This is a genomic window from Ottowia beijingensis (assembly GCF_013423955.1).
Lineage (GTDB): Bacteria > Pseudomonadota > Gammaproteobacteria > Burkholderiales > Burkholderiaceae_C > Ottowia > Ottowia beijingensis.
The window spans coordinates 3997757-4008472 of sequence record NZ_JACCKX010000001.1 but is presented as its reverse complement, the minus strand read 5'-3'; the positions used below and the strand labels follow the sequence as shown (position 1 = coordinate 4008472).

General features: G+C 60.0%; 8 protein-coding genes and 6 pseudogenes. 4 read left to right on the top strand and 10 right to left on the bottom strand.

Annotated elements, in window-relative coordinates:
- A pseudogene (locus tag H0I39_RS19780) lies at positions 1-284 on the bottom strand (IS21 family transposase); the annotation flags it as partial.
- Positions 285-869: 585 nt separating this feature from the next.
- Here H0I39_RS19780 and H0I39_RS19770 point away from each other — a divergent pair.
- The 3 genes from H0I39_RS19770 to H0I39_RS19760 are packed head-to-tail and all read left to right on the top strand — an operon-like array spanning position 870 to position 1755.
- Complete coding sequence (locus H0I39_RS19770) at positions 870-1115, top strand: hypothetical protein (protein WP_180551615.1); 246 nt, start codon at positions 870-872, stop codon at positions 1113-1115.
- Positions 1112-1300 carry a site-specific integrase gene (locus H0I39_RS19765; protein ID WP_180551614.1) on the top strand — a complete coding sequence of 63 codons (189 nt, stop codon included), beginning with the start codon at positions 1112-1114 and terminating at the stop codon, positions 1298-1300. The genes H0I39_RS19770 and H0I39_RS19765 overlap by 4 nt, the downstream gene beginning before the upstream one ends.
- Positions 1297-1755 carry a hypothetical protein gene (locus H0I39_RS19760; RefSeq protein WP_180551613.1) on the top strand — a complete coding sequence of 153 codons (459 nt, stop codon included), beginning with the start codon at positions 1297-1299 and terminating at the stop codon, positions 1753-1755. Before H0I39_RS19765 ends, H0I39_RS19760 begins: the two co-directional genes overlap by 4 nt.
- A 162-nt stretch (positions 1756-1917) precedes the next feature.
- On the opposite strand, the pseudogene H0I39_RS19755 reads toward H0I39_RS19760, so the two are convergent.
- Positions 1918-2735: pseudogene (locus H0I39_RS19755) on the bottom strand (IS3 family transposase); the annotation flags it as partial.
- Between the two features lie 103 nt (positions 2736-2838).
- On the opposite strand from H0I39_RS19755, the pseudogene H0I39_RS19750 reads away from it, so the two are divergent.
- Positions 2839-3809, top strand: a pseudogene (locus tag H0I39_RS19750) (IS481 family transposase).
- A gap of 134 nt (positions 3810-3943) precedes the next feature.
- On the opposite strand, the gene H0I39_RS19745 reads toward H0I39_RS19750, so the two are convergent.
- From H0I39_RS19745 to H0I39_RS19715, 8 genes and pseudogenes are all read right to left on the bottom strand, one after another.
- Positions 3944-4972: a Bug family tripartite tricarboxylate transporter substrate binding protein gene (locus H0I39_RS19745; RefSeq protein ID WP_308645902.1), complete on the bottom strand. Its 1029-nt coding sequence runs from the start codon at positions 4970-4972 to the stop codon at positions 3944-3946.
- A 104-nt stretch (positions 4973-5076) separates the two neighbouring features.
- Positions 5077-5394: a tripartite tricarboxylate transporter substrate-binding protein gene (locus H0I39_RS19740; protein ID WP_180551612.1), complete on the bottom strand. Its 318-nt coding sequence runs from the start codon at positions 5392-5394 to the stop codon at positions 5077-5079.
- Positions 5307-5636: a tripartite tricarboxylate transporter substrate-binding protein gene (locus tag H0I39_RS24375; protein ID WP_373368324.1), complete on the bottom strand. Its 330-nt coding sequence runs from the start codon at positions 5634-5636 to the stop codon at positions 5307-5309. Before H0I39_RS24375 ends, H0I39_RS19740 begins: the two co-directional genes overlap by 88 nt.
- Entirely contained in the window at positions 5519-6070 is a 552-nt protein-coding gene (locus H0I39_RS19735) for a tripartite tricarboxylate transporter substrate-binding protein (RefSeq protein ID WP_180551611.1), read from the bottom strand. The genes H0I39_RS24375 and H0I39_RS19735 overlap by 118 nt, the downstream gene beginning before the upstream one ends.
- Positions 6067-6700 (bottom strand): annotated as a pseudogene (locus H0I39_RS24370) (2-hydroxychromene-2-carboxylate isomerase). Before H0I39_RS24370 ends, H0I39_RS19735 begins: the two are co-directional and overlap by 4 nt.
- An 18-nt stretch (positions 6701-6718) precedes the next feature.
- Positions 6719-7714, bottom strand: a complete 996-nt coding sequence (locus H0I39_RS19725) for a dihydrodipicolinate synthase family protein (protein WP_180551610.1) — start codon at positions 7712-7714, stop codon at positions 6719-6721.
- Between the two features lie 20 nt (positions 7715-7734).
- Positions 7735-9182 (bottom strand): annotated as a pseudogene (locus H0I39_RS19720) (aldehyde dehydrogenase).
- A 341-nt stretch (positions 9183-9523) separates the two neighbouring features.
- Positions 9524-10657, bottom strand: a pseudogene (locus H0I39_RS19715) (IS3 family transposase).
- Between the last annotated feature and the right edge of the window lie 59 nt (positions 10658-10716).

Here is a 10716-nt window from a genome sequence, read left to right as displayed (position 1 = left end):
TAGTGCGCACAGAGCTCTTCGAGCAGGCGGTGCGCGGTGGGCTCGTAACGGTCGGGTCGGGCCATGAGGGCGCGCGGCTGGTCAGGCACCAGCAGGCGGGGCACGCCGCCGATGAACTCCAGCGCGCTAATGATGCTGGCCACCCAGTCGGTGGCCTTCTGGCTGGCGGTGGCGCAGGCGTAGGTGTAGTTCGATGCGCCCAGCACGGCCACGAAGACCTGGGCCTGGCGTATCTCGCCAGTGTCGGCATCCACCACGGGAACGGTCTGGCCGGCGTAGTCCACAAAGAGCTTGTCACCGTGTGGGTCTGGCGCATGGAGCGCTGCAGGCGCCGGGCCCAGGCCTTGTACTTCTCGCAGAAGGCGCTGTATTTGTACGCCTGCCCGCTGTGCTGTTGCTGGTATTCCTCCCAAAGCAACTGCAGCGTCACGCCAGGTCGGCGCAGTTCGCGGTGGATGTGGGCGTGGTCGGGTTCAAGGTGCCGGGACTCGCGCGCCACGGGTGGCTTGTAGAGCCGGGCCTGGAGTTCGTCGTCGTTCAGCTCTGGGCCAGTGCCCAGTCCACGCCGGCCACGCGCGCGTAGCTGGCTATCTCGCTGACAGTGGATTTGGAGATGCCGAGGGCGGCACCGATTTGACGGGTGCTCAAGGCCCCGCGGTGCAGCAGTTGCAGTGTGTGTCGTAGTTTGCTCATGGTGACCCTGGGTGTGGGCATCGCTGGTTCCGGTCAAAACCGGGCAGCGTATGCCGCGTTCGGGTCACTCAGAACACCCCGCAGGTGTCCGCCATCAGTTTGGAATGCTGTCCGCCTTCAGCGTGGAACACTGTCCGCCATCACGCTGGAACACTGTCCGCCATCAGCATGGAATCGTGTCCGCCATCGCGTGGAATACGCAGGAAATCGTTGCCGAGGCGCTGGCGCTGCACCCGAGCGGCCCGCTGTTCACCAACATGGATGACGGGCACGGCAAGGCGATCCCGGTCAGTGTCGACACGCTTTCGGCGGCGGTCACGGAAATGTCGAAGGCCATGGTCAAAGCCGAAGAGGCGCGCTCGTCGTTCTCCTTCGAGACATCCGCAGGACCTGCGAAACCCAGTTGGCCGCCCTGGGCGTGAGCAAGGACGTGCGCGGCCAGTTGCTCAGCCATGGCCTGGGCGGCGTGCAGGACCGGAACTACGACCGGCACAGCTATTGGTCCGAGAAGGTGAGGGCGCTCAAGTCCTGGGAGAAGCGCCTGAAGGCCGTGGCACAGGGGAAGAACGAGAAGGTCACGCCGATTCGGCGAGGGGTTCACGCATGATTGCGGCAGCGGGCATCAAGCCGAGCGAGATGATTGCGCGGTGGGCAGAGGAACAAGCGTTTCTCGCGCGCGCGGTTGATCGAATCCCCTACGCCATGCGCCTGCACCATTACAGATGCTTGCAGCGGGTAGAGAAGTTGATCGCGCAGCACAGAATCGTTACCACGGTGCCGCGCCTGACGAGCGCTTATCGGCAACTCTCCAAGAAGAGTCTCTACGGGGCTGGTGCGCTGGGTGACCTCGGGGCGCGCCCACTGGGGATACTTTTTCTCACGCACGGCGACGAGGAAATCACGGCTCCGCTGGGCCTCCTTCTGGCCGTGCACGATCTCGTCGCAGCGGTGGATCGGATCGTGCAGTTCGATGCGACCAAGTACCTGAGCCCCGCTGTGCACCGCCAGCTCAACGCAAAACGCCAAGCGCGGCCGGCCGAACGCCCGGACCAGAGAAGCTGAGGGACATTGGCAGGGAGCTGAAGCGCCGTGGCTGGATCGCTGGCAAGCGCAACCAGGACTTGCTCGTCAAAACGATGATCCTCTACGACTGCTGCGAGAAGGACGTGAGGGATGACCTTGCCCCTGTTTCGTGTAGCTCTTAACCCACGGTTCACGCGGCCTTTTACGCTGTGCCTCGTACCAGCGCTGCTCGTACTGCATCGGGCTGAGGTAGCCCAGCGACGAATGCAGCCTGCGGTGATTGTAGAAGGCCATCCAGTCCATCACCGCCTGCCTGGCCTGCTCACGGGTAGCGAATTTGCACCCATGTACGCTGGCTGTTTTCAGCCGGCCCCAGAAGCTCTCGGTCGGTGCGTTGTCCCAACAGTTACCCTTTCTGCTCATCGATGAACGCATGCCCCAGCCCTTCAAGGCATCCTGGAACTCATGGCTGCAATACTGGCTGCCCCGGTCGCTGTGGAATATCAGCCCAGGAGGCGGCCTGCGGCGCCACCACGCCATGGCCAGCGCGTCCTTGACCAGGCTGGCCTGCATGTGCGGCTGCAGGCTCCAGCCCACCACCTGACGGTTGAACAGGTCGATGACCGCAGCCAGGTACAGCCAGCCCTCGTCGGTTTGGATGTAGGTGATGTCGCCACTCCAGAGCTGGTTGGGCGCCTCGGGGTTGAAGCGCCGCTGTACCAAGTCGGGCGCCACCGGCAGGCTGTGGCGGCTATCGGTGGTCACCACGAACTTGCGTTTGGTCTTGGCCCTGATGCCGTGCTGCTGCATGAGCTTGCGCACCCGGTCTTTGCCCACTCGGATGCCCCGGGCCAGCAGTTCCTTGTGCATGCGTGGCCAGCCGTATTCCCCTTCACCTCGGCGTGGATGGCGCGCATGTACGCCAGCAGGGCTTCGTCGCTGTGACGCCGGGCAGGTCCACCGTGGCCAGACTCACGCCGGCGCAGCCAGTTGAAGTACCCGCTCGCGCTGACCTCCAGCTGAGGTTGCCCCTGAAAAGTGGAGTTCTTATCCTCTCTTCATGGCCAGAGCGGTCCTGCAAGAGTTGATAGAGTCCTTGCAATCTACCCAGGGAGTAAAGCCATGTTGATTGCCCTGCACAAGAACGCCCGCACCACGCCCGCGGTGCGTGCCGAGATCGCAGCCAGCAACGAGCCAGCCAACGTCCTGGCCCTGCGCTTCGGGATCACTGAGCAGACGGTTTACAAATGGAAGAAGCGCGATGTTTTTGCAGACCGCTCGCATACGGCCCATCACCTGCAGACCGTGCTCACGCCTGCGCAAGAGACCGTGGTGCTCCACCTCAGGCGTACCCTGCTGCTGCCCCTGGATGACCTGCTGGCGGTCACGCGCGAGTTCATTTGCCCCCATGTCTCACGCTCTGGCTTGGACCGCTGTCTGCGCCGCCATGGCGCGGGCAACCTCAACGCCCTCAAACCCCAGGAGCTGCGGTAGCACACAAGGCCTTCAAGAGCTACGAGCCTGGCTATGTGCACATGGATGTGAAGTACCTGCCCCAGATGCAGGACGAGAGCAGCAGGCGCTATCTGTTCGTGGCCATTGATCGGGCTACGCGCTGGGTGTTTGTGCAGCTCAAGACCAACAAGACGGCCGCCAGTGCGCAAGCCTTCCTGAAGGCATTGCACAAGGCCTGTCCACTCAGGATCACCAAGCTGCTGACCGACAACGGCAAGGAGTTCACAGACCGCCTGTTTGCCAGCCGGGAACGCGAACCCAGCGGCAACCATGAGTTCGATCAACTGTGCCAGGAGCTGGGCATAGAGCACCGGCTGACCAAGCCCAGAACACCGAGAACCAACGGTATGGTGGAGCGGTTCAATGGGCGTATTGCAGACGTCCTGAAGACCCACAGGTTCAACAGCCGCGAGGACATGGAGCAAACCTTGTTGCGCTATGTGGCGCTGTACAACCACCAATTGCCGCAATCAGCGCTCAAGAGCAGTACGCCCATGCAGGCCATGAAACAGTGGTATCAGTCGCACCCGCATCTGTTTAACAAGCGACCATATGATCGTCCGGGATGCGACAGTTAGGACGACTCCACTCGGGAATCAGTAGCTTGCGCAGCAAGACCCATAAAAAAGCCCGGAAGGCGAGTTGTACGCTCCTCATTCCGGGCTCGAGTGCCGTTAAAAGCAAGGGTTAGTCCAGCTTTTCAAGCTTGGCTTCAGCAATTACCTTGGCCCAATGCTGCTGGCACTTGATGTATGCCAGGAAGCCGTCCCGCGTGTTGATGAACGGAATACCGCTCTTTCGCATCTCGAGCTGCGCAAATAATTTGCGAATAGGTCTTGTCACGATTCCGCCGTAAATCCGAGTTTTTGACCAACCGACCCCAGACGTCGTGCTGTTTTCGAAGGCTTTCGCTCATCTCGGCAGCGCTGGAACCCTTTGCGACAAGGCCGAAGCTGGCAAGTGATTCGGCTACATTCCTGCTTCCTAGGGACTGGATGATGCTCTTGTTTGCCTTCGCTATCAGGTCATCAGGTGTAGACGCCGGGGCGAAGAAGCCGAACCACTGCTCCTCGGCAGGATAGCCGTCACCAAATTTCTGTTCGGCGAAGGTGGGGGTTTCTGGTGTGAACGGTGTGCGTCGCACGCCTGATGTGGCTAGAAGCCGCAACTTACCCGATCGCTGAAAGCTCAAGAAATTTCCCGTTGGGGCGATCATGGCGCTGATCTGCCCTCCGACCAAATCGGCTACACCAGGCGCCGCCCCACGGTAAGCCACATGGGTAAGTGGGACTCCTGCTTCTCTGCTCAGCAATGATCCGAGCAAATGCAAGGGGGAGCCCGTGCCCGGAGAGCCGAAACTTGCCTGCTGTGGGTTGGCCTTCGCCCAGGCCATGTAGTCTCTCAGTGTCTTGACCTGATCCGGCACCATGGGTCCAACTGCCAGAGCATCTGTGGTCAATGCCCCAACGGAGATTGGGAGGAAGTCTCTGAAAGGATCGTAGTCGAGCTTGTTGTATATGAACGGGTAAAGCGACAACACCGTGTCGGGTGTCAGCAGCAGAGTGTGGCCGTCGGGCGCGGCGGTCTTGATAGCCGTGCAGGCGATGCGCCCTCCAGCGCCTGACCGGTTGTCAACGACCACTGAATTTGCGTAACCCGCATTGACCATGCCTTCACCAACACGTCGGCTGACCGTGTCGACAACGCCACCCGCCGGGAACCCGTTGATCACCTTCAGCACACTTGTCCCTTGCGCCATTGCGCGGGATGTGGAACCAAGTGCGACGATAGCGCCGATTGAATGAATTATCGAACGTCGGTTGAGCATTCTGCTGAAGTCTCCTCTCATGATTGGGCGGTGAATCCAATTTGCTTCACCACGCCGCGCCAGCGCTGGAGGTCTGAGTTCAGGCGCGCAGCCAAGTCTGCCGAGGAGCTCCAGATTGCCTCCATGCCCATTTGCCCATAGGCATTTACGAGCTCGGTGTTAGTCAGAGCGGCCTTGATTGCAGCATTCGCTTGTTGCACCAGCTTGTCCGGGGTGCCTGCTGGTGCAAAGACGCCAAACCACTCAGTCATGTCGCTGAGTGCAATGCCCAGTTCCTTGAACGTCGGTGCATCCGGCAGAAAGCGTGACCGCGCCTTGCCGGTGACGGCCAGCATTCGGATTTTCCGCTCTTCATGTGGGGCAGGAATTCGCCAAGGGGCGCTGCCACTGCGGGAATGTGTCCGCCTAGCAGATCCAGTAGCGCTGGTTGCGAGCCGCGATAGCCTGTCTGCGTCATTTTCACGCCCGACAGTCGGCCCAGCAGTTCTCCGAGGAAGTGTGGTCCAGATCCGGTGGCGCCGTGCCCGAATGTTGCAGCAGCCTCCGAAGTCTTGATCCATGCCTGGTAATCCGCCATGGTTTTACAGACTCTGGCACTGCAGAGCCGACGCCATAGCCGAGTTCAGAAGTCGACACGAGGGCAACAGAAACCAAGTCCTTTACTGGGTCGTAGGCAAGATCCTTATAGGTGTGGGGGTAGATCGCCATCATGGAAGCTGGCGTCAGCAGCAGCGTGCTGCCGTTGGGGGCGGCTGCCTTTACATGTTGGATGGCTAAGCGTGCGCCTGCACCAGTGCGGTTTTCTACGACAACAGTCTTCGCATAGTTGCCGCGGATGCCCTCAGCTAACCTGCGGGCGGCCGCATCAGTGGCGCCACCTGCAGCGAGACCGACTACGATGGTGGCCATGCCGACCGGTGGTTCGGCGTGGGCGAGAGTCGGTATGGTGCCTGCGGCGAGCATCCCAATGCTGGTCAATGCATGACGGCGGGTCATTGTCAAATGTGTCATTTTGATGTCTCCTTCATTAAGTGTTCTTCAAGTAGGAACAGGCGATCGTTGCCCCACCACATCTCATTTCCCACGGCCATGGTGGGTACTCCAAAAACGTGTTGCGCGATAGCGTCCTCGGTGGACTTACGGTACGCCTGCAGTCCTGGTTCGCTTTGGGTGAACTCGATGAAATCATCAGAATCCCAGTTCATGTGGTGGGCTACTGACGCGAGGGTTTTGGGTCATCCGGTGCTAGTCCGAGACCCCAGACGAGACCGTAGGCTGTACCTACATATTCGGCCTCGCAACCCTTACATGGTTCGTAGTACAAGCCAACATTCAGGCTGCTACTGTTGTAGTTTGGCGGGAACGTCAATGGAATGCCGTAAAGGTCAGCCCAACGCGACAAATCCTTGGCAAGATAAGTTAGTTTCACTGGCATGTCGCGGTTGGCAGGCCCTACATTGCCAATGGCCCTCTTGGCATGACTCAGGTCTATGTTCGAAAATCTATCTGCCAGCCATGACTGGCAGATAGATTCTTCAGGCGATGTTGCGCCAAATAAGCATAAGGACTGAGAAAGTCAAAATAGAAACGAACCTGCACATTTCCATGTGCGGTTATCTGCTCGTGAGCTTTCTTGTTCATGGCGCTCACCGCGCCGTTTCAGGCCTGCTTTGCGTAGCGCGCATGCAGCGCGGCCCAGGCTTCACCGGATTTCCGAGCGCCAGCCAAGTATTCTTCTGGGACTATGTGATACGGCGGACGGCATGGGCCGGCCTTGAGCCAGCCTGCAGCGTCCATGCGGGCCTTCTCCAAGCCAATGTTGTACTTGGAGAACTCCGAAAAATCTCCGCGAGGAAAGAGCGACAAATCTGCTTGCCGCATGGCATCAGAGATCCCTTTGGCGTCGGTCCAATTCCCGGTTCGTTTTGCTTCGGCCACGACGTCACGCAGGCGCATCGCCGTAGCGGGGCCACACATGGAGCCACTAGACCAGAAGGCGGTCATGCGCTCAGGATCGATCCGCGCAGCTGCGTAGTAATCGTCCTCGTGCGGAAGGAAGCGGATGCTCGGCGCCAGTTTCAGGTCGAGATCGAGCATGCCAATTCCAAGGTACTTGGCGGCAACTACTTGAGGAATGTTCGACACCTGCGCCCAGAACGGCCGCGGAAAATCGAACTTGAAAGCCTCCGGGTTCGCATAAATGGCGATGGCTGCCTCGGGTACTGCCTCTGAGACGTCGCGATAGAACTGTACTGCAGTTGGAACTTCCATCTTGCACCACATCGGAACGCCCAACATGGTTCCGCTTGCGCCAATGTCCATGGCTTCCCGAGTCTGGCGGATGACCTCGCGGGTATGTAAGGCTGTTGTGCCGCAGAAGAACGGCACGCGGCCACGTGCAGTCTCGACTACAGTAGCGATAAAGTCGCGTTTTTCGTCCCATGTCAGGGTGGCACATTCACCAAACGTGCCATTGCTGATGATGCCGTCCACGCCCGCACTGATTAGTGCCTCGACGATGCGGGCCGTTTCGTCCAGATCGACCGTGTGTTGAACGCGCCAGTCGGAAGCGTCTGGAGTTGCAGGTGTTGGCATGATGGTCCATGCGCCGCTGATGTCGTCGGCAGTCAACCGTGTTTTCTTCAAATTTGTCATGAATTTCAGTGCGTTTCGATTCAGAAGGGGTATTGCTGTTCGATGGCTCAATCGTGAGCCACTTCAGTTCGGTGAACTCATCAATGACGGCGCGTCCGTCGAATCGGCCATAGCCACTGTCTTTAGTGCCGCCATAGGGAGCTTGAGCTCGTTTTGAACGGTGGCCCGTTGATGTGGCAGCTGCCAGATTCAATGCGCATCGCTACTGCCAACGCACGAGTGACGTCCCGACCGAATACCCCAGAAGATAGTCCGTAGGCTGTGTCGTTCGCGATGCGCACCGCATCCTCGGTATTTCGCGCTCGGACGACAGTCGTGATGGGGCCAAAGGTCTCTTCGTCGTAAATCTGCATGCCGGGCGTGACGAAGTCGATGATCGTGGCGGGCATCACGGCTCCATCGGCTCGGCCGCCAGCAGCGATCTTGGCGCCCTTGGGCCAAGGCATCGTCAATCATGCGGTTGAGTCGTGCGCCGGATTCCCTTACGATCATCGGGCCAATGATGCAGGCCTCCCCAGTGGCAGGGTCACCAACCCGAAGTTCACGAGCCCGTGCGGCGAATTTTTACAAACTCATCCGCAATTCTCTCGTCAACTACGATGCGCTCGGTAGACATGCAGATCTGTCCTTGGTAGAGGAACGCGCCGAACACGGCCGCCTTGACTGCTTCGTCGATGTCCGCGTCGTCCAAAACGACAAGGGGTGACTTTCCGCCTAGTTCAAGGAGGCACCGTTTCAGATGGCGGCCAGCTTTCTCTGCGATGATGCGACCAATGCGGGTGGATCCTGTGAAGTTGATGCGACGCACTGCCTTATGAGAGATCAACGCATCAACCACCTCGGCTGCGTCGCTTGGGTCGTTCGTGAGGACATTCAGTACACCTGGCGGCAGCCCAGCTTCCACCAGTGCCTCTGCGATCAACAGGTGGGTTCTAGGGCTGGTCTCTGAAGCGCGGAAAACCACGGAATTTCCGCAAATGATCGGGTACGCGATGGCGCGCGCAGCCAGAACCACGGGGCCATTCCATGGCGCGATGCTCAGGATCACGCCTACCGGTTGACGTACGGTCATCGAGAGCGCGCCAGGCTTGTCGGTCGGGATAGTCTCGCCTTGGATTTGTGTGGCCAGCGCTGCAGCCTCGCGAAACAGGTTGGCTGCCAGCATCACATTGAACCCGGACCAAAGCTCCGAGGCGCCAATCTCCTTTGCCATGGTTTCGATGAATTGCGGTGTTTTCGATTCCAGAATGTCGGCCGCTTTCAACAGGATTCTTCGGCGCTCCGTAGGGCCGCTCTGCGACCAGGACTGGAATGCACGGTGTGCCGATTCCACAGCCGCTACTGCATCGCCTACGCTGGCCGCTGCTGCGCGGGTGACTGCGCTGCCTGTGGTTGGATGGAGTCTGACGTAGGTGGCGTTGCCGGACGCAGGCAAGGCCTGGTTGTCGATGATGAGCTGGGTCTCCATTCTTGGTTTCTCCTGAGTTTGGTCATAGTGCGAAAGAAGACTGCCAACTCTAGGAGTACTACCGATGCCAGTAAAACGGAGAATTCGGATGCCACGTATCGGTCATCCCGATAGTAGTTTGGAACCCCGAGCGTCATCAGTTAGGGATGTCCTGAACAACTCGAATTCGCGAGTGCTACAAGGCCGCAGTTTTCAGATGGCGTAGAGGACGCCATTTTTCCCTGCAGATGGGCCTGCTTTTATGCGGCCCCGGGGCCCTTGTCGCCGCTTTGGCAACCATTTGGCTTGACCTGCCCCCTTCCTCCGTACCAATCGAACGTAGGAAGTCCGGGGTTGAAAGGTTAATCGATTTGGCTGCTGGGTAACTGGTCTTCGGCAGCATCGACAGCTTGCTGGCGATGCTGCTCCGCAAAGCGTGCGGGGGAATGCGACCAAGGCTGCTGTGGGGCGCACCTCGTTGAAATCCTGGCGCCAGGCTGCAACGACAGCTCGGGCTTGAGGCAGCGTTTGGAACCAGTGCTCGTTCAGGCATTCGTCGCGGAACTTGCCGTTGAAGCTCTCGATGTAGCCGTTCTGCATCGGCCGCCCGGGCTCAATCAGGATGTGCCGGATGCCGTGACCTTGAGCCCAGGCCATGAAGGCCCTGCTGGTGAACTCCGGGCCGTTGTCCGTGCGCACGGCACGCGGGTAGCCGCGGAACCGCGCGGTCTCGTCCAGCAGCCGTGTAACGTACTCGCCCGAGATCCCAAAGTCGGCGCCGATCTGCACGCACTCATGGCTGAAGTCATCTGCCACGGTAAGGAACTTGATGCGGCGGCCGCTGGCCAGGCTGTCGCTCACGAAGTCCATGCTCCAGACCTCGTTGACGGCGCGGGCCAGCTGCAACGGCATGCGCTCCGAGGCCGGACGCTTGGCCTTGCGGCGCTTGCGCACCGACAGGTTCGCCTGCTGGTACAGCCGCAGCACCCGCTTGTGGTTGACGCCGGCGAATTCCGGACGCAGCAGGTCGTGGATGCGCCGATAGCCGAAGCGCCGGCGCACATGGGCGATCTCGATGATCTTGGCGCTCAGAGCCTGGTTCATCTCGGTTTCCTGGGGCGGATGGCGGTAGCTGTCACGGGAGAGCCCCACGAGGCGGCAGGCACGGCGCTCAGACAGGTGGAACTGCTCCACCATGGCGGCGATTGCCGTGCGCTTCGCCTGTGGGGCTAGCGCTTTACCCCGAAGACGCCCTTGAGCGCGTGGATGTCCAGGTGGGCCTCCGCCAGCAGCTTCTTCAGCTTGGCATTCTCGGATTCGAGCTCACGCAGCCGCTTGGCGTCGGGCACATCCATGCCACCGTACTTGGCGCGCCACTTGTAGAACGTGGCGTCGCTGAAGCCGCCCTTGCGGCACAACTCCTTCACCGGCATCCCCGCCTCTGCCTGGCGGATGAACCCGATGATCTGCTCCTCCGTAAACCTGCTCTTCTTCATGTCCGTCATTCTCCTGGTTGACGGACCTCGCTAACCTCAGACTGGTACGGCAGGGAGGG

Coding starts and splice junctions, on each gene's coding strand:
- H0I39_RS19760 (WP_180551613.1), top strand. CDS start 1,297: ATGATTGCGGCAGCGGGCATCAAGCCGAGCGAGATGATTGCGCGGTGG.
- H0I39_RS19740 (WP_180551612.1), bottom strand. CDS start 5,394: ATGCTGGCCGTCACCGGCAAGGCGCGGTCACGCTTTCTGCCGGATGCA.
- H0I39_RS24375 (WP_373368324.1), bottom strand. CDS start 5,636: ATGGCGGATTACCAGGCATGGATCAAGACTTCGGAGGCTGCTGCAACA.
- H0I39_RS19725 (WP_180551610.1), bottom strand. CDS start 7,714: ATGACAAATTTGAAGAAAACACGGTTGACTGCCGACGACATCAGCGGC.
- H0I39_RS19735 (WP_180551611.1), bottom strand. CDS start 6,070: ATGACACATTTGACAATGACCCGCCGTCATGCATTGACCAGCATTGGG.